22 protein-coding genes and 1 tRNA gene are annotated in these 21,202 nt (G+C 55.9%); 13 read left to right on the forward strand and 10 right to left on the reverse strand.

Annotated features, from left to right (window positions below; translation table 11 throughout):
• Positions 1–3 precede the first annotated feature (3 nt).
• From ACT3RT_RS04355 to ACT3RT_RS04365, 3 genes are read left to right on the forward strand one after another with little or no spacing between them, the layout of a single operon-like run.
• Positions 4–831 carry a hypothetical protein gene (locus tag ACT3RT_RS04355; RefSeq protein ID WP_496202559.1) on the forward strand — a complete coding sequence of 276 codons (828 nt, stop codon included), beginning with the start codon at positions 4–6 and terminating at the stop codon, positions 829–831.
• The gene (locus ACT3RT_RS04360; RefSeq protein ID WP_496202560.1) at positions 828–1,991 is read left to right on the forward strand and encodes an MFS transporter; all 1,164 of its coding nucleotides are present in this window, start codon (positions 828–830) and stop codon (positions 1,989–1,991) included. Before ACT3RT_RS04355 ends, ACT3RT_RS04360 begins: the two co-directional genes overlap by 4 nt.
• 31 nt (positions 1,992–2,022) lie before the next feature.
• Positions 2,023–2,820, forward strand: a complete 798-nt coding sequence (locus ACT3RT_RS04365; RefSeq protein WP_496202561.1) for a hypothetical protein — start codon at positions 2,023–2,025, stop codon at positions 2,818–2,820.
• 64 nt (positions 2,821–2,884) lie between these two features.
• Here ACT3RT_RS04365 and ACT3RT_RS04370 read toward each other — a convergent pair whose 3' ends face one another.
• Positions 2,885–3,823, reverse strand: a complete 939-nt coding sequence (locus ACT3RT_RS04370) for an alpha/beta hydrolase (RefSeq protein WP_353502975.1) — start codon at positions 3,821–3,823, stop codon at positions 2,885–2,887.
• Positions 3,824–4,088: 265 nt separating this feature from the next.
• Here ACT3RT_RS04370 and ACT3RT_RS04375 point away from each other — a divergent pair, with 265 nt between their 5' ends.
• Positions 4,089–4,895 carry a polysaccharide lyase family 7 protein gene (locus ACT3RT_RS04375; protein ID WP_496202562.1) on the forward strand — a complete coding sequence of 269 codons (807 nt, stop codon included), beginning with the start codon at positions 4,089–4,091 and terminating at the stop codon, positions 4,893–4,895.
• Between the two features lie 48 nt (positions 4,896–4,943).
• On the opposite strand, the gene eco is transcribed toward ACT3RT_RS04375, so the two are convergent.
• The 3 genes from eco to ACT3RT_RS04390 form a co-directional block, all read right to left on the reverse strand.
• Positions 4,944–5,450 (reverse strand): serine protease inhibitor ecotin, encoded by a 507-nt coding sequence (gene eco / locus ACT3RT_RS04380; RefSeq protein ID WP_496202563.1) that lies wholly within the window; start codon positions 5,448–5,450, stop codon positions 4,944–4,946.
• Positions 5,451–5,968: 518 nt separating this feature from the next.
• Complete coding sequence (locus tag ACT3RT_RS04385) at positions 5,969–7,153, reverse strand: ATP-binding protein (RefSeq protein WP_485903643.1); 1,185 nt, start codon at positions 7,151–7,153, stop codon at positions 5,969–5,971.
• Positions 7,150–7,845 (reverse strand): response regulator, encoded by a 696-nt coding sequence (locus ACT3RT_RS04390; protein ID WP_396131057.1) that lies wholly within the window; start codon positions 7,843–7,845, stop codon positions 7,150–7,152. Before ACT3RT_RS04390 ends, ACT3RT_RS04385 begins: the two co-directional genes overlap by 4 nt.
• Before the next feature lie 127 nt (positions 7,846–7,972).
• On the opposite strand from ACT3RT_RS04390, the gene ACT3RT_RS04395 reads away from it, so the two are divergent.
• Both ACT3RT_RS04395 and ACT3RT_RS04400 read left to right on the forward strand, forming a co-directional pair.
• Positions 7,973–8,761, forward strand: coding sequence for a MipA/OmpV family protein (locus ACT3RT_RS04395; protein ID WP_396131058.1), 789 nt, complete (start codon positions 7,973–7,975; stop codon positions 8,759–8,761).
• Positions 8,762–8,875: 114 nt separating this feature from the next.
• Positions 8,876–9,319, forward strand: a complete 444-nt coding sequence (locus tag ACT3RT_RS04400; protein ID WP_396131059.1) for a helix-turn-helix domain-containing protein — start codon at positions 8,876–8,878, stop codon at positions 9,317–9,319.
• Positions 9,320–9,512: 193 nt separating this feature from the next.
• On the opposite strand, the gene ACT3RT_RS04405 is transcribed toward ACT3RT_RS04400, so the two are convergent.
• Together ACT3RT_RS04405 and ACT3RT_RS04410 are read right to left on the reverse strand one after the other, a co-directional pair.
• Positions 9,513–9,589, reverse strand: a tRNA-Arg gene (locus ACT3RT_RS04405).
• A gap of 159 nt (positions 9,590–9,748) precedes the next feature.
• Positions 9,749–10,660 (reverse strand): L-lactate dehydrogenase, encoded by a 912-nt coding sequence (locus ACT3RT_RS04410; RefSeq protein WP_353503015.1) that lies wholly within the window; start codon positions 10,658–10,660, stop codon positions 9,749–9,751.
• A gap of 182 nt (positions 10,661–10,842) precedes the next feature.
• Between ACT3RT_RS04410 and folD the strand changes: the two genes are divergently transcribed.
• Both folD and ybcJ read left to right on the forward strand, forming a co-directional pair.
• Positions 10,843–11,709: a bifunctional methylenetetrahydrofolate dehydrogenase/methenyltetrahydrofolate cyclohydrolase FolD gene (gene folD, locus ACT3RT_RS04415; RefSeq protein WP_485903639.1), complete on the forward strand. Its 867-nt coding sequence runs from the start codon at positions 10,843–10,845 to the stop codon at positions 11,707–11,709.
• A 28-nt stretch (positions 11,710–11,737) separates the two neighbouring features.
• Positions 11,738–11,959: a ribosome-associated protein YbcJ gene (ybcJ, locus tag ACT3RT_RS04420; protein ID WP_034792243.1), complete on the forward strand. Its 222-nt coding sequence runs from the start codon at positions 11,738–11,740 to the stop codon at positions 11,957–11,959.
• 97 nt (positions 11,960–12,056) lie between these two features.
• Here the strand turns inward: ybcJ and cysS are convergent, their stop codons facing one another.
• Positions 12,057–13,448: a cysteine--tRNA ligase gene (cysS, locus tag ACT3RT_RS04425; RefSeq protein ID WP_496202564.1), complete on the reverse strand. Its 1,392-nt coding sequence runs from the start codon at positions 13,446–13,448 to the stop codon at positions 12,057–12,059.
• A gap of 286 nt (positions 13,449–13,734) precedes the next feature.
• On the opposite strand from cysS, the gene ppiB reads away from it, so the two are divergent.
• Both ppiB and lpxH read left to right on the forward strand, forming a co-directional pair.
• Complete coding sequence (gene ppiB / locus ACT3RT_RS04430; RefSeq protein ID WP_034792247.1) at positions 13,735–14,229, forward strand: peptidylprolyl isomerase B; 495 nt, start codon at positions 13,735–13,737, stop codon at positions 14,227–14,229.
• A gap of 11 nt (positions 14,230–14,240) precedes the next feature.
• Positions 14,241–14,963 carry a UDP-2,3-diacylglucosamine diphosphatase gene (gene lpxH, locus ACT3RT_RS04435; RefSeq protein ID WP_496200616.1) on the forward strand — a complete coding sequence of 241 codons (723 nt, stop codon included), beginning with the start codon at positions 14,241–14,243 and terminating at the stop codon, positions 14,961–14,963.
• A gap of 19 nt (positions 14,964–14,982) precedes the next feature.
• Here lpxH and ACT3RT_RS04440 read toward each other — a convergent pair whose 3' ends face one another.
• Positions 14,983–15,594: a MiaE family protein gene (locus ACT3RT_RS04440; RefSeq protein ID WP_034792250.1), complete on the reverse strand. Its 612-nt coding sequence runs from the start codon at positions 15,592–15,594 to the stop codon at positions 14,983–14,985.
• 182 nt (positions 15,595–15,776) lie between these two features.
• Here ACT3RT_RS04440 and purE point away from each other — a divergent pair, with 182 nt between their 5' ends.
• Positions 15,777–16,286 (forward strand): 5-(carboxyamino)imidazole ribonucleotide mutase, encoded by a 510-nt coding sequence (purE, locus tag ACT3RT_RS04445; protein ID WP_034792251.1) that lies wholly within the window; start codon positions 15,777–15,779, stop codon positions 16,284–16,286.
• Positions 16,283–17,347, forward strand: coding sequence for a 5-(carboxyamino)imidazole ribonucleotide synthase (purK, locus tag ACT3RT_RS04450; RefSeq protein WP_485903633.1), 1,065 nt, complete (start codon positions 16,283–16,285; stop codon positions 17,345–17,347). Before purE ends, purK begins: the two co-directional genes overlap by 4 nt.
• A 78-nt stretch (positions 17,348–17,425) precedes the next feature.
• On the opposite strand, the gene ybbP is transcribed toward purK, so the two are convergent.
• Positions 17,426–19,858: a putative ABC transporter permease subunit YbbP gene (gene ybbP / locus ACT3RT_RS04455; protein WP_485903632.1), complete on the reverse strand. Its 2,433-nt coding sequence runs from the start codon at positions 19,856–19,858 to the stop codon at positions 17,426–17,428.
• A complete protein-coding gene (gene ybbA, locus ACT3RT_RS04460) occupies positions 19,855–20,541 on the reverse strand; it encodes a putative ABC transporter ATP-binding protein YbbA (RefSeq protein ID WP_154145576.1) in 687 nt (228 codons plus the stop codon). The genes ybbP and ybbA overlap by 4 nt, the downstream gene beginning before the upstream one ends.
• Here ybbA and tesA point away from each other — a divergent pair.
• Positions 20,512–21,153 (forward strand): multifunctional acyl-CoA thioesterase I/protease I/lysophospholipase L1, encoded by a 642-nt coding sequence (gene tesA, locus ACT3RT_RS04465; RefSeq protein WP_396131226.1) that lies wholly within the window; start codon positions 20,512–20,514, stop codon positions 21,151–21,153. The two genes, ybbA and tesA, sit on opposite strands and share 30 nt — an antisense overlap.
• The last annotated feature ends 49 nt before the right edge of the window (positions 21,154–21,202 follow it).

Below are 21,202 nucleotides of genomic sequence, written 5' to 3' on the forward strand. Positions count from 1 at the left end.
ACCATGGCAACACCTTCATCCGCCACCCAGCCGGTTTTCAGCCTCTACTACATTGGCATTGATACCGAGGCGGGCGTCTCCAACGAGCAGTTTGAAGCCTTTGTCCGTGAGCAGGGGGTGAAAATCCCCTGCTATCCCGGTTGGCGCTGGACCCTGCTGCGCGGCCTGCGCGGCGAGCGCGTCGGGCAATATCTGATGCTGTATGAGATGGAGAGTCAGGCGCACCGCGATCGCTATGTCACCGCCACCGGACAGAAAACCGAGGCGGCGAAAGCCTTCTGGCAGCAGCATTCCGATGCGCTGGAGATTCTGGCGGCGTGGCGCAAGCTCGGCACCTTCAGCCAGTTGCCGACGCTGTTCACCGACTACCAATTGCTGGCGGAAAACGCCAAAAGCGATGTCCCCTACGGCCCCCGCTATCGGGATCAGCCGGGCGAGGAGCCGATTGCGCGCATCATCGGCATTCACAATCTGGCCCTGCGCGAAGGGGTGATGCCGGAGCAGTTCGAGCAGTTTATTGCCGACAATCATCACCGCATTGAAGATTATCCCGACTGGAAGTTCCATTTGCTGAAAGGCGAACGCGGCAACCGGCTCGACCAGTACGTGGTGATGATGGAGATAGCCAGCATGGCCGCGCTGGACGTCTTCTACCCTGAGCCGGACATCGCCACCGACGAGGCGGCGAAGTTCGCCAAGGCGCATCGCGACACCAAGCAGATGTATGAAGAGTGGAAGCAGCTGGCCTCTTTTTCCGGCTCGCCGCAAATCTACACCGACTATCTCTGCGTCGCGGAAAGCCTGCCCGCCGAGGAGAGCCGGTCGCTATGACAATCAATCTGCTGAGTCGAGGTGCCACGGAGAATGTCCGTCAGCAAATCGCCACCCGGATGATCTTCTTTCTGGCGGGATTAGGCATGTCAGCATGGGCTCCGTTAATTCCCTTCGTGAAGTCGCGCATTGGCATTGACGCAGGCTCGCTGGGGCTGCTGCTGTTTTGTATTGGCGCCGGCTCGATGCTGATTATGCCGTTTACCGGGCATCTGATTGGCAAATTGGGTTGTTGTAAAATCATTCTGGCCGCCGGTTTGCTGTTAGTGCTGGATTTGCCGCTGCTGGCCTTACTCGACGCCCCGCTGCTGATGGGGGCCGCCTTACTGGTGTTCGGCGCGATCAACGGCATCATGGACGTGGCGATGAACTCGCAGGCGATCATTGTCGAACGGGAAAGCGGGCAGGCTAAAATGTCCGGTTTTCACGGCTTCTACAGCATTGGCAGCATCTCCGGCGCGGGCAGCGTCAGCCTGCTGCTGTGGGCGGGCGTTTCCCCTGCGACCGCCATCGGGCTGATTGCGGCACTGATCGCCCTGCTGCTGGTTATCGCTTCGGCGGATCTATTAGCCAAAAGTGAGATCGACGGCGAGCAGAAAGGCGGCACGCTGTTTGCCCTCTCCCACGGCAAGATCCTGTTTATCGCGCTGCTGTGCTTCTTTGTTTTCCTTACCGAGGGGGCGATGCTCGACTGGTCCTCCCTGTTCCTCAATGCCGAGCGCGGCGTGGCGAAATCTCAGGCCGGGCTGGGTTACACCCTCTACGCCATCGCCGTGACCCTCGCGCGGCTGTATGGCGACCGGCTGATCAACACCATTGGCCGCTATCGCATGCTGCTGCTCGGCAGCCTCTGCGCGGTGCTCGGCCTGCTGCTGGTGACCACGGTTAATCTGGCGTGGGTGGCTTTCGCCGGGCTGATTTTGGTCGGCCTCGGCATCGCCAACGTGGTGCCGATTCTGTTCAACGCGGCGGGTAACCAAGAGCATGTGCCACCCAATCTGGCCTTCCCGGCGGTCACGCTCGTCGGCTATGTCGGCCTGCTGGCAGGCCCCGCGCTGATTGGCTTTATCGCTAAATACTCCAACCTTACGCTGGCCTTCGGCTGCACGATTTTCTGCCTGTTGCTGGTCAGCTTTAGCGCCCGCGCCCTAACGCGCTAATTCACCTATTTCATCTAAAGAGGACGTTTCAATGAATGAAGCATTAAGCCCGGTTTTCTCCCTGCACTATGTCGGTATCAACCTGAAGAGAGGCGTCGCCTCGGACCAGTTCGAAGAGTTCGTGCGCCAAAAAGGGGTGAACATTCCAGCCTATCCGGGCTGGCAGTGGACGCTGTTGCGCGGGCTGCGCGGCGAGCGCGAGAACCAATATTTGATGGTTTATCAGGCCAAAGATGCCGCCACCTATGCCCGCTATGTCGACAGTAACGGCGAGCAAACGGCGGAGGCTCGCGCCTTCTGGCAGCAGCATCCCGAGGCCGCTAAGCTGATTGACGAGTGGAAAACCTTCGGCACTTTTGCCGAGCTGCCGACCATTTACACCTACTACAGTCTGGTGGCGGAAAACCAAAACAGCTCACTGCCAGCAGGCCCGAACTACCGCAACGTGCCGGGGCAGGAGAAAATCGAGCGCATCGTCGGCATTCACAACTTGGCCTTAAAGCCGGGCGTCTCGCCGCAGCAGTTTGAGCAGTTCATCACCGACAACATTCATCGCGTCGAGGACTATCCGGGCTGGAAATTCCATATGCTGAAGGGCCAGAGCGGCAATCGTCTGGATCAATACGCGGTGATGCTGATCATCGAGAGCCTCGAATCGCTCAACTCGTTCCACCCGGATTTGGACGTTTCCACCGAGAAAGCCCTGAAGTTCGTGGCCGAGCATCAGGACACCGAGCAGATGTACACCGAGTGGAAGGAGCTGGCGTCGTTCTCCGGCGCGCCGCAGATTTACACCGATTACATCACCGTCGGCGGCAATCAGGGTTAAGCTTTCAACATACTCGTCGCATAAAAAAGGGCAGCCCCTGGCTGCCCTAATTGAATCTTAAACCTTACGCTTCCAGCCACGCCTTGTAGCGCGCAGGCCACTCCACGGTTGGCGTGCCCGGCTTGCCCATGCCAAAACCGTGACCGCCGGAGGAGTAGCGGTGCATATCCACCGGCACGTGCTCGCGCTCGCAGGCGGCAGCCATAATCAGCGTGTTATGCGGGTCAGAAATGGGATCATCCTCAGCCTGCACCAAAAACATTGGCGGCGTGCGCGGAGTAACAAAATTCTGTACCGACCACTCGGCGTTCTCTTGATCCGTGGCCCGCGGCCCGACCAAAATCTTGTGGGTTGAAGTGTGGGTGTAAGGCTTCTCAAGAGTGATAATCGGGTAAATCAGCGCCGCGCGATCGGCATAGGCCGGGGTTCTATCCAGCGCGTCCTGCTCCGGGTATGAGCGGAAATCCGGGCGCGTCGCCGCCAAGCCGAGCAAGTGTCCGCCCGCAGAGAAGCCGAGCACGCTGACGTGCTTTTCGCGGCTGCGCACGATACGCAGCGCGCGCTGGGCGTCCTGCAAAGCCACCACGCTGCCATCATTCCAGCCTTCGCTGGGCAGGCGATAAGTCAGCACGTAGGCGGTGTAGCCGAGTTGGGTCAGCCAGTCCGCCGCGGGCCACGCTTCCTGCCCCATCTCCATACGCTTATAACCCCCGCCGGACGCCACCAGCACCGCCATCCCGTTCGGGCGTGACGGTTGAAACACGCGCAGCGACGGATGAGTCACATTACTCAGCGCGCCCTTAGCCGACAGAATTTCACTGCCAGACGGCCCTCCGCCACCCGGCGGCGTCCCTTTCCATAAAGCAATTTCGGTGTACTGCCCCGACGGCGGCGCGGCCAGAGCGCCCTCTTCCGACGCCGGGTGTTTACGCGCCAGCGCTGACCCCGTGCGTATCGCCACCATCGCAGCGGCGGAACCTACAATAAACTGACGACGATCCATGGATTTCCTAATGAGTGAGGGCAGATATTGACTCTATAACAGCATAGAAAATGGCAGAGATCTTGAAGACTTTATTTCACAGGATCGGGTTATTGTAAGCAGAGCTTTCGGCGGAATAAACGCCAGGAAAAAAGAGAATTAGACAAAGGTTGTTACTAACAAATAGCGCTAAATGCCAGGTGAATGGCGTTCGTTTAATAAGCCAGTGCTTTACTGATTCAAGTACTAGAACCCACCGGAAAAGCATGATTGATGAGGGCGAGTTATGACGGTAAAAATGCAGTGGATGATTCAGCGTAAAAGCACCCTATTCAGCGCCCTGTTGCTGGCACTGAGCAGCGCCAACGCCTTTGCCGAAGGGGGACAAAATACCCCCGGTAAAAATTTCCCGATTCTGAAAGACGCCTATATCTTGCAGGCTTTCGACAGCAGTAAAAAACCTAATGAAGAGCCGATCACCAGCAGCCTGAAAAACAGCTATTTCTACAGCAACTGCGCCGACGCCGAACGCTGCGACTCGGCCATTCCGCAGGGCGCGACGATGTTCAGAGCGCCGTCGGGCTTTGGCTCTACGCCGCACAGCGAGTTCCCACGCGTCGAACTCCGAGCCAAGAAGAACTTCGTCAACGGCGACGACTTCACTAACATCCAGACCGGCTCGGTGTATATCGTCAAAAATCCCGACACCAAATCCATCATCTTTGCTCAGATCCACGGCGACAAACCGGGCGGCTCGGAGCTGCTGAAACTGCGCTGGCAAAACGGCGACATCGTCGCGGGCGTCAAACCACATTATGGCGATAAAGAGCAGCGCATCACCCTGCTCTCCGGCGTGCGTTTAAAAGACAAAATCGACTATAAAATTGAAGCCAAAGGCAGCAAAAGCGAGATAAAAGTCACCGTCGAAGCCACGGCAGACGGCAAGACCAGCAAGAAAACCTTCAGCTATCCAAAAGAGAGCTGGCAAGGCATCGAGCTGTACTTCAAAGCGGGGAATTATAACCAAGATTCCAGCAGCGACGGCTCCGAAGCCGTGGTCGCCTACGGGGCGCTGGATGTGAGTTATCGTTGATAATCAATCGAGGGGCATTTCAGCCCCTCATTTAATGGCAGCTACGACTTACTTCACTTCAGCCGTCTTCACATTGTTATCCGTGGTCCAGACGCGGTACTTCACTTCCACATCTTTTGGGGTGTAAATCACAATTGGCAGTTTGCTGTTGTAGCGATCGAGGGTCTGGTCGCCGAGGTTCGCGGCGATGAACTTCTTGGTTTTAGTCTGGTTCGGGCACGCCATCATGGTGGAAGCCGGGGAAGAGAGCTGCTCCAGCACCAGATAGTCATAGCCCCAGCCTTGCAGCGTTTTGCTGGTCAGCTTGCCGCCCATCATATGACGATTGCAGTCCACTTCTAGGGTTTTACCGATCAATAGCTCAACCTTAAAATTATCCTCATTTTCCAGTTTCGGCAGGTAGATCACCTGACGAACCATCCCCTTTTCTGCCTGCGGGTAAGGCGCGACTTTCTCCAACGGCAGCTTGCTGATATCAGCAGAATCCCCCGCTGCCATTGAGTTAGCAGAAAAAGCCATCATCATTCCAGACAGTGCCAAGGCCATGAGTTTCATATTCAATCCCTATGTTTGTGTTCTCTGAGAACCTTTCTCAGATGAAAGAATTACTTTGGTAAGTTTTTTTAGCATAAATGATTGGTTATATCAAAATTCATAGTAGTAATTTTACATAAAGCATTAACCATCGGGATCATGTAAAACCCTTTACCACTTTTTCCCTGTTTCTTTCGCCGGCAAGCACGGTTTTGCTCTAAAACCTCGGGGCCGCAGGCTATCCCGACTATTATCCCGCCCTCGCCGCCTGAGCAGCAGTAAGCCAAGCCGAAGTCTTGTCGAGTAATAATTCAGCACGAAAAAAGTGGGAAAAAGGATAAGAAATGGCAGTAAATGACGCAGCCGATGCAGGGTAAAAAGATGGCCTAATGCCCGTCTGGCGTAATCGATGAATATCAGCGTCATAACGCGGTTCCTGAATGGCGATGACGCTATTCAACTCAAGCCGTGTCCAGACTTACGCGATGTTTCATCAAGGATGTATCAAGACGGGCAATTATTGTTGCCCGTCTTGGCTCTCAGGGCGATAAGGGTAATAAAGAAGGCAAAAAGATCGAGATAAGCAATCCCCCGGCTTCCAGCTGTCTGGCGTGAATGGTGCCGCCATGCGCCTGACATATCGCGCGGGCAATGGAAAGTCCGAGGCCGCAGCCGCCAGAGTGACGCGCCCGAGATGAATCTGCCCGGGTAAAACGTTCGAAAATCGTCGGCAAAAACTCAGCTGGCACACCCGGACCATAATCGCGAAAGGTTATTTCGTGGCCCTGATCTTTCTTGGCAATGTTAATCACCAGACGCCCGCCCTCGGCGGCGTAGCGCAAAGCATTCTCCATCAGAATGGTAAACACCTGCCCTAGACGGAAAGGATCGCCGGTATAACGGCATTGGGCCGGCGCGTTAACCGTGATGGCCATGCCTGCTGCCGTGGCCTGTGGCTTCAGCCAAATAATCCGTTCATGCAGAATATCAGTCAGATTGGTGACGCTTTTACTGAGCTTCAGCTGGCCAGCATCTGCCAGTGAAAGCAGGAGAAGCTCATCGGACAGTCGGCTGAGATACTGCAACTGCTTCATGACCATCTCAAGCTGCTGAGGCTCGGCGGCAAAAACCCCGTCGATCATGCCCTGTAGCCTCCCCATCGCGGCAGTCAGAGGTGAACGCAGCTCATGGGCCATGGCCACGTGAGAGGCGCGAAGTTCACGGTCATAACGTTCAAGCTGCTGGGTCATGACGTTGAAATCCTCTGTCAGCCGGATGAGCTCCATCGGCACCTTTTCCGCCACCACGGCTCGCGTGCCGAACTCTCCTCGAGCCACCGCCCCGGCGGCATTGGCCAGTTGGCTGACCTGCGCCGAGAGAGGCCGTGCGGCGCGTAGGCCCAGCACAATAATAAAAGGAATGACAATCAGAACCAGAATGCCGACCATCGCCCAATCCGAGGTGGCGATGGTGGGTTCGGAATAACGTAGGCCCCAGCCCTGATCGACAATTTGATGGAATCGGGCCGGATTCAATTCCGGCTGGTCGCGCAATAACGCAAACTCGGCTCGCACCTCCGGCGACATATGCGAGATTATCCAGAAATTGAGAATGCCGTAGCTTAGCCACATGCACAGGGCGATCAGCACGACCGAGCTGATAGCTAATGCTAAAATGCGGACGCAAATCCAGCGCCAGAGGGACTGCGGTTGTGTACTCCTCATGGTTGCCTGAACCTATAACCGACCGAGCGGACATTGATCAGCACCTCAAAAACCCCTGCCGATTCGAGTTTTTTACGTAAGTTGTAGACGTGTGTATCCACCACTCTCTCCAGCGCCTCGCTGTCAGGCAGGCAACGTTCCAGTAGCTCTTGGCGGGTAAAAGCGCGGGTTGGCGCGCGCATTAGCGCCACTAGCAATGCGAATTCAGTGGGTGTTAGCTCAAGCCCAATTGAACTTCCCGCAACATCCGTCACCTTGGCTGTCATCGACTCAATATCAATCTCCAGCCTCTGCCAGCGTAAAATCTGCTCTTGGCGATGTTGTGGCGCAGCCCGCCTTAACACAGCCTGAACCCGCGCCACCACCTCACCGGGGTTATAGGGCTTCACCACATAGTCGTCCGCTCCGTAACGCAGTGCACCGATTCGGTCCGGCGCCTCCCCCATGGCCGAAATCATGATCACCGGGGTATCGCTTTTACGGCGCAGCGTTGACAGCACTTCAGTACCATTCATACCCGGCAACATGACATCCAGCAGGATAATGTCAGGCTTCCAGCAGCGGGCCTTATCCAGACCGCGTAAACCATCGCCGGAAATTGCTACGTCATAATTTTCGCGATTAAGGTAAGCCTCAAGCACGCTGGCGGCGTCAGCATCATCCTCGATAATCAGCACTCTTTTTTTCTGCATTTGAACGACCTTGACAGTTTCTTCATAAAACCCAAGCAGATAATTGACACTAAGGCAGCACACTTCCTGCATCAAACGCGCCATTAATCTGTTATTGAGCCCCAAACATGTGGGAATGAGAAACCTAATGATATCCAGAAAAATGATTATGCCTATGGCCTATATTGCCTTTGCGAGCAGCATCACAACCGCGCAAGCCAGTGAGGCCAGCCCACCGGAATCCACCGTCACTTTGGGTATTGGGGCGCAAAACGCACCGGCTTACAGTGGCTCGGAGAAGCGCCGCACTGATGTATTGCCTGTGATTCAGGCACGCCAAGGCGCCGTGTTTTTCGATTCACTCAAAGGTATCGGCTACGACCTGCAAAGCGAAAACGGGCTGTATCTGGAACATACGCTGGGCTATCAGTTGGGCCGTGCTGATAAAAATTCCAGCTGGCGTGATGGGTCGGACAGGTTAAAAGGCATGGGCAATATTAAAGCCGCGCTTAATACTGCGATGGCGGTGGGCTGGCAAGCCACCTCATGGCTTTCGCTAGAGGGCAAGGCGACACTGCCCCTGACTGATGGACAAGGCGTGCAATATCAAACCTCCGTGACAGTACTGCCTTGGCAGGATGAGAGCGATACCCTGGCGTTTGAATCCGCCGCGCTGTTTGGCGATCGCCGTTACATGAAGACGTTTTATGGCGTGAGCGAGCAGCAGAGTGCGCGCAGCGGCTATGCACCTTATCAGCCCGGCGGCGGGCTGTACGGCGTCGAAAATAACCTGACGTGGAGCCATCGCTTTACACCCCACTGGTCGACGATGATGAATGTCGGTTACACCTGGCTGAATGACCATGCTTCAGACAGCCCGATAGTATTTCGGCGTAATCAAGTGAGTACCTCGGCGGCGGTGCTTTACACCTTCTGAGGCGAATGAATTGTCTTCAATGACAATAAATCCCGGCGGCCGAAACAACTCAGCCGCCTATTCCTCTTTCGCGATGTTCGGAGCTGGTTAATTCTCCCAACAGTAGTGATTAACATGACAAATAAAGAAGAGTTTCAATTATCCATCGTCACCAATGTCTTAACCTGGCTCGACGAAAATATTACTCAGGGGCTGACCATTCATTCTATCGCCGAATACTCGGGGTATTCGCACTGGCATCTACAGCGCATATTTAAAAAATATACTGGCGTGACGCTCGGCAGTTATATCAGCAAAAGACAATTGTATTTCGCCGCACTCGACCTGCTTGGCCAAGAGAAAGATATCGTGCTGGTTGCCATGAAATATGGCTATGAATCACAACAGACCTTTACCCGCGCGTTTAAAGCCAGATTGCAGGTCAATCCGGGCAGAGTGAAAAGATTCACCCCAGAACAAGCTGAAGACTTTACCCAACAGACATTGAAAAAGATGTTTGCGCTGAATCTCCCTGTTAGGGAATTCAATAATATACAGGAGATCGGCTTGGCAGCCTGAAGGACGCCTTTATTCGCGGATTGTATTGTCGCGGTGGAAAACGTAGAAATCGTTGGCTGCAGTGCTCATTTTCATTGAGTCTTCTTTCCGAGCACGCCAATAAATTGAATTCACAAGCTAGTGATCACGACACGAATAAGACACTTGGGTTAAAACAGGTTGGAATGAAGCTGACGTAACACTTTGATTTGAATGGTACGCCCTACAGGGCTCGAACCTGTGACCTACGGCTTAGAAGGCCGTTGCTCTATCCAACTGAGCTAAGGGCGCATTGCAGTCCCGGATGGGAGCGTTGCGGACTCGGATTATACGGGCAGACCGCGGTGAGTCAATGGCTTTCGAACTCACTGCTTAATGACTGAACAATTTGCCATAACTTATCGATCATTCAGCGCTCTGCCCGTTTTTTAGCTGCAAAATCAATCAGTACTATTTTTCTGAATTGATGGCGGCGGAAATCACGCGGGATGAGGCGTGGTAGGCGATATTTTCATAGGCCGTGAGTTCTGGCATCAGCGTTTGCACTATGCCGCGTTTGCCGATAACCGCCGGCTGGCCGATATACACCTTGAGGTTCTCATCCCACGCCGACACGGGATAGACGCTGTTGGCATCCGACAGTATGACGTCCACCAGCCGTGCCGTGGCGGTGGCGATGCCAAAGCTGGTCCAGCCTTTGCCTTGGAGAATATCCCAACCGCCGCCGCGCACTCTATCGTCCATTTGCGCCCAATCTACGTCGCGATCCCCTGCCAGTTCGGCTACCGGGCGGCCGCCGAGGCGTACGGTGCTCCAGGCGACAAACTGCGATTCGCCGTGTTCGCCCAGCACGTAGCCGGTCACGCTTTTTGGGTCGAAGCCGAAGAACTCCCCCACCACGCGCTTCATGCGAGCGGTGTCCAGCGAGGTGCCGGTGCCAAATACCTGACTGTGCGGCAAGCCGCTGGTCTGTTGGATGATTTGCGTAATGACGTCGCACGGATTGGTGATGTTGAGGATGACACCACCAAAGCCGCTGGCAATCACCTGCGGAATGACTTGTCGAACTGCCGCACGCGTCTCGGCCAGCTCTTCCAGCCGGTCTTCGCGCAGCAGGGTTTTCGGCCCGACGGCGATCACCAGCACGTCGGCGTCGTGCAGCTCGGCATAGTCATTCGCCACGACTTTTACCCGCGAAGAGACCAGCGAGGCCATATCACGCAGCTCTAATGCCTGACTCGCGGCCTTGGGCTGGTTTTCATCGAGCAGGACGATGACGTCACACAATCCTTGTGTAACCAGTGAAAAAGCGACATCGGCGCCGACATGGCCCGCACCAACAATACCTACTTTACGTACCATCTTGTTTTATCCTTATTATTTTGATGTTGTGCCCTCTTAAAATAGCTATTTTTTAGCCACAAGTCGTAGCAAAACTGCGGCTATTTTATCGATGAAGATCATTCAACGCCTGACAGCGCCCCTCGCTTCTGCCAAAATAGCGCCATCCCCCTGCATTTACTCATTGATGGATTTACTCCCTAATGTCAGCAAAGATTATTGACGGTAAAACGATTGCGCAGCAGGTTAGAAGCGAAGTTGCGGAAAAAGTTAAACAACGAATTGCAGCCGGAAAACGCGTTCCGGGCTTAGCCGTTGTTCTGGTGGGTGAGAACCCGGCCTCGCAAATTTATGTCGCCAACAAGCGTCGCTCTTGCGAAGAAGTGGGCTTCCTGTCGCGCTCTTATGACTTGCCGATGACCACCACCGAAGGTGAGTTGCTCAAATTGATTGATGAGCTGAATAACGACAGCGATATCGACGGCATTTTGGTGCAACTGCCGCTGCCAGCGGGCATCGATAACGTCAAAGTGTTGGAAAGTATTCGTCCAGACAAAGACGTGGATGGCTTCCACCCTTATAACGTTGGCCGCCTGTGCCAGCGCGCGCCGACCCTGCGCCCATGCACCCCGCGCGGTATTGTGACTCTGCTCGAGCGTTATGGTATCGAGACCTACGGCCTGAATGCCGTGGTGATTGGCGCGTCCAACATCGTCGGCCGTCCAATGAGCATGGAGTTACTGCTGGCGGGCTGCACCACCACCGTCACCCATCGCTTCACCAAGAACCTGCGTCATCACGTTGAACACGCCGATCTGGTGGTGGTTGCCGTCGGTAAACCGGGCTTTATTCCGGGTGAATGGATAAAACCGGGCGCAATCGTGGTGGATGTCGGTATTAACCGGCTGGAAAATGGTAAAGTTGTCGGCGATGTGGAATTTGATGCCGCCGCCGAGCGCGCTTCATTTATTACACCGGTGCCGGGCGGCGTAGGCCCGATGACGGTCGCGACGCTGATTCAAAATACCTTGCAGGCTTGTGAGGAATACCACGACATCAGCGCCAACTAAAAATCTGTAATTGATAAGTCAGGAATACATGGAAACTTTTTATCTCGAAAAACACCCGCACGTTGAACTGTGCGACCTGCTCAAGTTTATGGGCTGGTGTGAAAGCGGTGCCGCGGCCAAAGCCGTGATCGCCGAAGGTCAGGTGAAGGTCAACGGGCAGGTAGAAACCCGCAAACGTTGCAAAATTCTCGCCGACCAACAGGTCGAGTTCGCCAGCAGCAAGCTGGTAGTCAAAGCCTCTGCTGAATAAGCTCGGCTAAGGCAATAAAAAAGCGCGGTGGAGAAATCCAACCGCGCTTTTTTTGATTTTTGAGCATTGCCCAGGGGCAAAATGACAAGTAAATAGCCTATTTGCGGCGCCAGGTGGTTCCGGCTGGGCCATCTTCCAACACAATACCCATCTCATTAAGACGATCGCGAGCCTTGTCCGCCATCCCCCAATCTTTGCTGGCGCGGGCGTCGTTACGCTGTTTGATCAGTGCTTCAATCTCAGCCACTTCGTCACCATTGTCTGCCTGAGCGCCAGATTGCAGGAACTGCTCTGGGTCTTTCTCAAGCAGGCCCAGCACGCCAGCCAGCTGACGCAGTTCAGCCGCTAAGCCATTGGCTGCATTGATATCTTCCGCTTTCAGACGGTTAATATCGCGCGCCATGTCGAACAGCACGGAGTAGGCTTCTGGGGTGTTGAAGTCGTCATCCATGGCGTCACGGAAGCGCGCCACGAAGGCTTCGCCACCGGCAGGTTTTGCAGCAGCGTCAGTGCCGCGCAGTGCGGTGTAGAGACGCTCCAGCGAGGTACGCGCCAGTTTGAGGTTGTCTTCGCTGTAGTTCAGCTGGCTACGATAGTGCGCAGACATCAGGAAGTAGCGCACGCTTTCGGCGTCGTAATATTTCAGCACGTCGCGCACGGTAAAGAAGTTATCCAGCGATTTCGACATCTTTTCGCGGTCAATCATCACCATGCCGGAGTGCATCCATGTGTTCACATACGGGCCGTCGTGAGCACAGGTAGACTGGGCGATTTCGTTTTCATGGTGCGGGAACATCAGGTCAGAACCGCCACCGTGAATGTCAAAATGCTCGCCCAACTGTTTGCAGTTCATGGCTGAACACTCAATGTGCCAGCCCGGACGGCCTTCGCCCCACGGAGAAGTCCAGCTCGGTTCGCCCGGCTTGGACATCTTCCACAGCACGAAATCCATTGGATTGCGTTTGACGTTGGCTTCAACTTCCACCCGCGCACCAGCCTGCAGCTGCTCGAGATCCTGACGGGAAAGCGCGCCGTAATCAGCATCGCTTTCCACCCAGAACATCACATCGCCGTTAGAGGCCACGTAGGCGTGTTTGCGATCGATAAGCTTCTGCACGATGTCGATGATTTCAGCGATGTGGCCCGTGGCGCGCGGCTCTGCGTCTGGAGGCAGAATGCCCAGCGCGGCGAAATCGGCGTGCATCTCGGCGATCATGCGGTCGGTCAGCGCGGTGAAGCTCTCGCCGTTTTCCGCTGCACGTTTGATAATTTTATCGTCAATATCGGTGATATTACGCACATACTTCAGCGAATACCCGGCATAACGCAGGTAACGCGCCACCACGTCAAATGATACGAAAGTGCGACCATGACCAATATGACAGAGGTCGTAAACAGTTATCCCACACACGTACATACCGACTTTACCGGCATGAATTGGCTTGAATTCCTCTTTTTGGCGACTCATGGTATTAAAAATCTTAAGCATCAGGCTATTCCGTGTGTTGGGCATAGAAAACGTCAATTGTGGTCATAATATAACGAAAATGATTTCACCGAAACGGCATAAGCCGCCGCAGAGCGGCTTTCTCTTGGTTACATTGTTATAAAGTAACATTTAATGTTAGGGCTAAGCCGATTCTCTGGCAACCCTTGTTCGTAAAGCGAGCAACTAAAACCCGCGGCTGACGCCTGCTTTTGAGTTGTGGTATAAGAAAAGGCTATATTGGGGGCTCACACTGAGAGCACACATCAACATAAGCAGGATGATTATTATGGTTACCTTTCACACCAACCACGGCGACATTGTTATCAACACCTTCGCGGATAAAGCGCCGGTTACCGTTGAAAACTTCCTGAACTATTGCCGTAAAGGCTTCTATAACAACACCATTTTCCACCGTGTCATCGACGGTTTCATGATCCAGGGCGGCGGTTTTGAGCCAGGCATGAACCAGAAAAACACCGATGCGCCGATTAAAAACGAAGCGAATAACGGTCTGAAAAACACCAAAGGCACGCTGGCTATGGCCCGTACCAATGACCCACATTCAGCTACCGCGCAGTTCTTCATCAACGTCACTGACAACGACTTCCTAAACTTCCGTGGCGAAAACGCACAGGGTTGGGGTTACTGCGTGTTCGCAGAAGTCACCGACGGTCTGGACGTGGTTGAGAAAATCAAAAAAGTAAAAACTGGCCGCAGCGGCATGCACCAGGACGTTCCGCAAGAAGACGTGATCATCACTAGCGTTACCGTTAGCGAATAATCGTCGTCTTAATGGCAACGTTTTTTATTGCAGATATCCATCTGTGCGCACAAGAACCGGCAATTACTGCCGGTTTTCTGCGTTTTTTACGTGAAGATGCGCCGCAGGCCGACGCACTTTACATCCTCGGCGACCTGTTTGAAGCCTGGATAGGCGACGACGATCCCGAACCGCTTCACGCCGAAATCGCCTCCGCGCTCAACGAGTTACATCAGCAAGGCGTGCCCTGTTTCTTCATCCACGGTAATCGTGATTTTCTGGTTGGCCGCCGCTTTGCCCGCGCCAGCCTGATGCAGCTATTGCCGGAGAAGAAAGTGCTGGAGCTGTATGGCCGCCGGGTGCTTATTCTGCACGGCGACACCCTGTGTACCGACGACGTGGCTTACCAGAAGTTCCGCAAAAAAGTGCATAACCCGCTGATTCAGAAGTTGTTCCTCGCCCTGCCCCTCAAGTGGCGTTTAGCCATTGCCGCCAAAATGCGCGCCAACAGCAAAGCATCCAATAGCGGAAAATCGTTAGAAGTGATGGACGTCAACCCGCAAGCGGTGATCTCCGAAATGGAAAGCCACGGCGTCGAGTGGATGATCCACGGTCACACGCACCGCCCCGCCGTCCACGATGTGCCGCTAGACGGCAAAACCGGGCATCGCGCGGTGCTGGGCGCATGGCACGAAGAGGGATCGATGATCAAAGTCACCGCCGAGGGCGTCGAGCTGATCACCTTCCCATTCTGAATAAACTGATGCGTAGTGGTTAGACCGGCACGCCGCTGTGGAAGCGGAACTGCTCGTCCGGCGACAGAATTAACTCCGCCTCAACGCGCCCGAAAGACTGCACCCGCTCGCTAATATCTTCCCCCGCGTACTGCTGCGCCAGTTCCAGATAATCCGTGAAATGGCGCGCCTCGGAGCGCAGTAACGACGTGTAGAAGCGCGACAGCGTCTCATCGAGATGCGGCGCGATTTTGGCAAAACGCTCGCATGAACGCGCTTCGATATAAGCCCCGATAATCAATCTATCCACCAAAATGTTCAGCTCATCGTGATGGCGCGAATGCTTGATCATGCCGCTGGCGTAGCGCGACGGCGACAGCACGGTATAGGGAATATTGCGCTGCTGCATGATCTCCACCACCTGTTCGAAGTGGTGCAGTTCCTCACGCGCCAGACGGGCGGCACAGAACAACAGCTCGGTGCGCTCGACGTATTTGGTCATCAGGCTCATGGCGGTGGCCGCCGCCTTCTTTTCACAGTTGGCGTGGTCAATCAGCATGATCTCTTGATTCTCCAGCGCCACGTCCACCCAGCGCGCCGGGGTTTCGCAATGCAAAAAATCATAAATCGGAGCCAACAAAGCCTGTGTCATAAATCAGTTTCCAGTTCATTTATTTAGGATCGTATCGATACGGATTATACAAATCCCGCGCTGACTTCTCACCATAAAACCAACTGTTTCCGGCGACGCAACCGTTTTCCTTGCCAGTTGAGCGTGATATGATTTGCGGCCTCTGCGCGTTACTTACTGATTATCACAGGAGCATTACCGACATGTCATCCAACGTTACCCCAGCCAAAATCGCGATTGTTATGGGGTCAAAAAGTGACTGGGCGACCATGCAGTTCGCCGCCGAGATCCTCACGACGCTGAATATTCCTTTCCATGTCGAAGTTGTTTCTGCTCACCGCACGCCAGACAAGCTGTTTAGCTTTGCTGAACAGGCGTCTGCCAACGGTTTTGATGTGATTATCGCCGGAGCCGGTGGCGCGGCTCACCTGCCGGGTATGCTGGCAGCTAAAACGCTGGTGCCAGTGCTTGGCGTGCCGGTGCAAAGCGCCGCGCTGAGTGGCGTCGACAGCCTCTATTCTATTGTGCAGATGCCGCGCGGTATCCCTGTGGGTACGCTGGCTATAGGCAAAGCCGGAGCCGCCAACGCCGCGCTGCTAGCCGCGCAAATTCTGGCGCTGCACGACGCGCAGATTGGTAAAGATATCGCCGCATGGCGTCAGGCGCAGACTGACGAAGTGCTGAACAATCCCGATCCTCGGGAGGAAGCATGAAGCCGGTTTGCGTACTCGGAAATGGCCAACTCGGCCGCATGCTGCGTCAGGCCGGTGAACCTTTAGGCATCGCCGTCTATCCCGTCGGGCTGGACGCCGAGCCGGAAGCCGTGCCTTTTCAGCAGAGCGTGATCACCGCTGAAATCGAGCGCTGGCCTGAAACCGCCTTAACTCGCGAGTTGGCAACCCACAGCGCCTTCGTGAACCGCGATATTTTCCCGCGTTTGGCCGACCGCCTGACGCAAAAACAGTTACTCGACCAACTCGGTTTAGCCACCGCCCCTTGGCAGTTGCTGGCTGACGCCGCCGAATGGCCACAGGTATTTTCCCAGCTTGGCGAATTAGCCATCGTCAAACGCCGCGTCGGCGGCTATGACGGTCGCGGCCAGTGGCGCTTGCGTGCCGGGGAAGAGCAGACCCTACCCGCCGACTGCTACGGTGAGTGCATTGTCGAGCAAGGCATTAACTTTTCGGGTGAAGTGTCACTGGTAGGCGCACGCGGCCAAGATGGCAAAACCGTCTTCTACCCCCTAACTCACAACCTGCATCAGGACGGCATTCTGCGCACCAGTGTCGCTCTGCCTACCCCTGACGCCGCGCTGCAACAGCAAGCTGAAAGCATGCTGGCCGCCATCCTCAACGAGCTGAACTATGTCGGCGTGATGGCGATGGAGTGCTTCGTGGTGAGCGAAGGTTTGCTGATCAACGAGCTGGCTCCGCGCGTGCACAACAGCGGCCACTGGACGCAAAACGGCGCGTCCTACAGCCAATTCGAAATGCATTTACGCGCCATTCTCGGCCTGCCGCTGCCTAAGCCGGTGGTCAGCACGCCGTCGGTGATGGTCAATCTGATTGGTACGGATGTCTCCAACGAGTGGCTGAGCCTGCCGCTGGTGAACCTGCATTGGTATGAGAAGGAAGTGCGCGCCGGGCGCAAAGTCGGGCATCTCAACCTCAATGATGCCAGCGCAGAGTTGTTGAAAGATAACCTGAAATCGCTTATTCCGCTGTTACCGGCGGAATACGCCAGCGGCATTGACTGGGCCTTGGCGAAGCTCTGATTGGCACGGCTCCCGCAAGACTGAGGGAGCCGTTTTTTATTTACCGTAGTTCAGTTGCCGTAAGTCAGTTGCGGTAAATCAGTTGCCGTAAGCTCTGAACAGCGCCCTTCCCCGCAGTAATCTCACGCCCATCCAACCGCCACACAGTGACAGCAAAATCGCGCTGATGAGCGGCACCGACCACCACAGCACCATGTTCGGCTCCCAAGGGAAATCAAACACTTTGCGCGTCAGCAGCCATAGAGCGGCTTCGGCGCCCACGGCGGCGGCAATCCCCGCGACCAGTCCCAACACCGCGAATTCACACCACAGGGTGCCGCGCAGCAGCTTCTTACTGGCTCCCAGCGTGCGGTACACGATCAGCTCCTGACGGCGCTGGCGCATGCCCACCTGAATCTGCGCCAGCAGCAGCAATCCGCCGCACAGCATTACCAGAATCACCATGACTTCCAACGCGCGGCTCACCTGCTGAAGTACCTGCCCCACCTGTTTCAGAATCGAGCCGATATCCAGCAGGCTGAGGGTCGGGAACTGGCGGTTAAGCTGGGTGATCGCCTTGGCGTCCCCTTCGTAGCGGAAGCTGGTCAGCCAGCTTTGTGGCTGAGCATCCAGCGCGCCCGGCGGGAAGATAAAGTAGAAGTTCGGCCGCAGGCTGTCCCAGTCCACTTTGCGCAGGCTGGTGATTTTGGCGCTGAAGTCCTGCGTGTCGCCGCTGAAGGTCAGCGTATCGCCAAGCTTCACGCCCAGACGCCCCGCCAGCCCTTCATCTATCGACACTTCGCCAGCCTTCGGCGGCCCGTCTCCGGCCACCAGCGGGTTGTGATCCGGCAAGCCTTGCATCCACGTCAGGTTAAGCTCGCGGTTGACCGCCTCACCGGCGGCATCGTCCGGTTTGATGATATCCGTCGACACCTGCTGGTTAATCTTGGTCAGCCGCACGCGCACGATCGGGTAGAACTCCTCCGGCTTGGTCTGATGCTGGTTGAGGAATTCCGTCACCTGCGGGATCTGATCCTTAGTGATGTTCAGCAGGAAGTAGTTAGGGCTATCCGGCGGCAACTGCTGCTCCCAGCGGTCGAGCAGGTCGCCGCGCAGCACCAGCAACAGCGCCAGCAGCATAAAGGACATGGAGAAAGCCGCCAGCTGGCTGAGCGTCACCCACGGCTGGCGCACCAGACGGTTGATAGCCAGCCGCAGCGGCAGCTTGCCGACGGTGACGCGGCGCAGCAGCAGCAGGCTGCCCCAGCCAATCGCGCCGAGCAGCAGCGACAGAACCACCACGCCCGCCAGCAGTGACCACAGCAAGGTGCTGCCGCCAACCAGCGCCGCCAACAGGCCGACCACAATCAGCAGCATCACAGGAATAAACCAGCGCAGCGGCCAGACATTGGCGACGACGTCATTGCGCAGTACGCGCAGCGGCTGGGTCGCCAGCAGCTGTTTGTAAGGGCGCGCCCCCACTAGCAGGGAGATCACCAACAAAGAGCCCATCGACCAGATCCACGGCCAAACGCCCGACGGCGGCAAGGCGGTAGGCAGTACAGGCGTCAGCATCTTCATCAGCAAGGCTTCGAACAGCAAACCAATCACGCTGCCAGACACCGCCGCCAGCAGCAACACCGCCACCCACTGGCCGATAATCAGTTTTTGCAGCGAACGGCGGCCCGCTCCGAGGGTTTTCAACACCGCCACCAAGTCATAGCGGCTGCGGCAGTAATGGCCCATGGCGACGGCCACGGCGGCAATCGACAGCATCAGCGTCAGCAGCGCCGACAGCAGCAAGAACTGCTGAGAACGCTGCAAGGATTTGCCCAGCGCGCCCTCAGACTCTTCCATGCCGTACCAGCGCTGGTCGGGCTTCAGCAGGCCCTTGATGGCATCGCCGTAGGTCTGAATGTCCTGCGGCGAACCGGCAAACATGTAGCGATAGGTCAAACGACTGCCCGGCTGCACCGCGCCAGTTTTAGGCACGTCCGCCAAGTTCATTATCAGGCGTGGCGCCGTCTGGAACGGGTTAAAGCCGGTATCCGGCTCTTGGATAATCTCTCCGGCAATCTTGAAGGTTGAATCGCCGACTTCAAGATTGTCGCCCACTTTCACATTGAGCAGCGCCATCAGGCGCGGCGCGGCCAGCACGGTGCCCGGCTCAGGCTTCATGCCCGGCGGCTGGGTTTGCAAATCGCCGTACAGCGGATAGGCAAGATCCGTCGCTTTGACGTCTGCCAGTTGCGGCGTGTCTCCGGCGAAGGTCATGGTCATGAAGCTGAGCTGGCGGCTGACTTTCAGCCCCTGCTTCTCGGCGTCCTGCAACCAGGCTTCGGTAATTGGCCGGGCGGAACGCAGCACGCGGTCAGCGGCGATAAAATCACGGCTTTGCTGACTCAACCCCTTTTCCATGCGGTCGCTGATGCTGCCCAAGGCCAGCACGCAGGCCACCGCCAGCGTCAGAGCCAGCCAGACGATTAATAGCGAAGGCGAGCGCCACTCTCGCCAAAACCAGCGCCAAATCATGCTTCCTCCCACAATTTTCCGTCACGCAGGCGCAAACGACGCTGGCAGCGCGCCGCCAGTTGCTCGTCGTGAGTCACCAGAATCAGCGTGGTTGCCGCGTCGCGGTTGAGTGAGAAGAGTAAGTCGACGATGCGCTCGCCGGTGGCGCGGTCGAGGTTGCCGGTCGGTTCGTCGGCAAACAGCAGTTTAGGTTTGCCAATAAATGCGCGGGCCAGCGCCACGCGCTGCTGCTCGCCGCCGGAAAGCTGGGCCGGAAGATGGTGCTGGCGTTCGCCCAGGCCCAACTGCTGCAAAAGCTGCACCGCCTGCGCGCGGCTATTGGCGTCAGACTCACCGCGCAGCAGGGCCGGAAGCTGGACGTTTTCCAGCGCGTTGAGCGTCGGCACCAACATAAAAGATTGAAACACAAAGCCGACGTTTTTGGCGCGCAGCGCGGCGCGGCCCTCTTCATTCATGTCGGTCAGAGACTGGCCGAGCAGCTTCACATCGCCCCCGGTACCATCATCCAGCCCGGCTAAAATACCCAGCAAGGTAGACTTACCTGACCCCGACTCGCCGATCAGCGCAATGGTCTGCGCCGGTTTGACAACCAGCTCCACACCGGACAGGATGGTTAACTGACTTTCACCCTGACCGACGTGTTTACTAAGATGATGAACTTCAAGAACGTTTCCCGCTGGCATCTTCCTTTCCTTTTACTTGTATCAATGCTGGTCGCTGCAACGCTGAGTGCTCGCGCCACCGCAGCTGATAAGTTACTGATTGTTGGAGACAGTTTAAGCGCGGTTTATCGCCTTCCGGTTGCCCAATCCTGGCCAACCCTGCTAAATAACAAGTGGCAGAGAGAAGAAGGTAAACCCACCATTATTAATGCCAGTATTAGTGGCGATACTGCGGCACAAGGGCTGGCTCGCCTTCCCGCGCTGTTGAAACAGCATCAGCCGCGCTGGGTGCTGATTGAGCTGGGGGCTAACGACGGTCTGCGTGGTTTTGCGCCACCGGCAATCTCCCAGACGCTGAACCAAATTATCGGCTTGGTGAAACAGGCCAACGCCGAGCCGCTGCTGATGCAAATCCGCCTGCCGCCGAACTACGGACGCCGTTATACTGACGCCTTCTATGGCATTTACCCGGCGTTGGCGAAGCAGAACGACATCCCGCTGGTGCCTTTCTTTATGGAACAGGTCGCCGTGAAGCCAGAGTGGATGCAGGATGACGGTTTGCACCCGGCTCAGGTGGCTCAGCCATTTATCGCTGACTGGATGGCGGACAAACTCGCGCCGCTGGTCAAATAGGCCGAAACCCTAAGTAAACCACAGTCCTGAAAAATAGGGGCTTCTGACA

This window comes from Ewingella sp. AOP9-I1-14, assembly GCF_052375995.1.
GTDB lineage: Bacteria > Pseudomonadota > Gammaproteobacteria > Enterobacterales > Enterobacteriaceae > Ewingella > Ewingella allii.

What these genes read in the sequence shown, in the direction of transcription:
- ACT3RT_RS04355 (WP_496202559.1), top strand. Translation starts at nt 4, where the DNA reads ATGGCAACACCTTCATCCGCCACCCAGCCGGTTTTCAGCCTCTACTAC.
- ACT3RT_RS04360 (WP_496202560.1), top strand. Translation starts at nt 828, where the DNA reads ATGACAATCAATCTGCTGAGTCGAGGTGCCACGGAGAATGTCCGTCAG.
- ACT3RT_RS04365 (WP_496202561.1), top strand. Translation starts at nt 2,023, where the DNA reads ATGAATGAAGCATTAAGCCCGGTTTTCTCCCTGCACTATGTCGGTATC.
- ACT3RT_RS04370 (WP_353502975.1), bottom strand. Translation starts at nt 3,823, where the DNA reads ATGGATCGTCGTCAGTTTATTGTAGGTTCCGCCGCTGCGATGGTGGCG.
- ACT3RT_RS04375 (WP_496202562.1), top strand. Translation starts at nt 4,089, where the DNA reads ATGACGGTAAAAATGCAGTGGATGATTCAGCGTAAAAGCACCCTATTC.
- eco (WP_496202563.1), bottom strand. Translation starts at nt 5,450, where the DNA reads ATGAAACTCATGGCCTTGGCACTGTCTGGAATGATGATGGCTTTTTCT.
- ACT3RT_RS04385 (WP_485903643.1), bottom strand. Translation starts at nt 7,153, where the DNA reads ATGAGGAGTACACAACCGCAGTCCCTCTGGCGCTGGATTTGCGTCCGC.
- ACT3RT_RS04390 (WP_396131057.1), bottom strand. Translation starts at nt 7,845, where the DNA reads ATGCAGAAAAAAAGAGTGCTGATTATCGAGGATGATGCTGACGCCGCC.
- ACT3RT_RS04395 (WP_396131058.1), top strand. Translation starts at nt 7,973, where the DNA reads ATGATATCCAGAAAAATGATTATGCCTATGGCCTATATTGCCTTTGCG.
- ACT3RT_RS04400 (WP_396131059.1), top strand. Translation starts at nt 8,876, where the DNA reads ATGACAAATAAAGAAGAGTTTCAATTATCCATCGTCACCAATGTCTTA.
- ACT3RT_RS04410 (WP_353503015.1), bottom strand. Translation starts at nt 10,660, where the DNA reads ATGGTACGTAAAGTAGGTATTGTTGGTGCGGGCCATGTCGGCGCCGAT.
- folD (WP_485903639.1), top strand. Translation starts at nt 10,843, where the DNA reads ATGTCAGCAAAGATTATTGACGGTAAAACGATTGCGCAGCAGGTTAGA.
- ybcJ (WP_034792243.1), top strand. Translation starts at nt 11,738, where the DNA reads ATGGAAACTTTTTATCTCGAAAAACACCCGCACGTTGAACTGTGCGAC.
- cysS (WP_496202564.1), bottom strand. Translation starts at nt 13,448, where the DNA reads ATGCTTAAGATTTTTAATACCATGAGTCGCCAAAAAGAGGAATTCAAG.
- ppiB (WP_034792247.1), top strand. Translation starts at nt 13,735, where the DNA reads ATGGTTACCTTTCACACCAACCACGGCGACATTGTTATCAACACCTTC.
- lpxH (WP_496200616.1), top strand. Translation starts at nt 14,241, where the DNA reads ATGGCAACGTTTTTTATTGCAGATATCCATCTGTGCGCACAAGAACCG.
- ACT3RT_RS04440 (WP_034792250.1), bottom strand. Translation starts at nt 15,594, where the DNA reads ATGACACAGGCTTTGTTGGCTCCGATTTATGATTTTTTGCATTGCGAA.
- purE (WP_034792251.1), top strand. Translation starts at nt 15,777, where the DNA reads ATGTCATCCAACGTTACCCCAGCCAAAATCGCGATTGTTATGGGGTCA.
- purK (WP_485903633.1), top strand. Translation starts at nt 16,283, where the DNA reads ATGAAGCCGGTTTGCGTACTCGGAAATGGCCAACTCGGCCGCATGCTG.
- ybbP (WP_485903632.1), bottom strand. Translation starts at nt 19,858, where the DNA reads ATGATTTGGCGCTGGTTTTGGCGAGAGTGGCGCTCGCCTTCGCTATTA.
- tesA (WP_396131226.1), top strand. Translation starts at nt 20,512, where the DNA reads ATGAACTTCAAGAACGTTTCCCGCTGGCATCTTCCTTTCCTTTTACTT.
- ybbA (WP_154145576.1), bottom strand. Translation starts at nt 20,541, where the DNA reads ATGCCAGCGGGAAACGTTCTTGAAGTTCATCATCTTAGTAAACACGTC.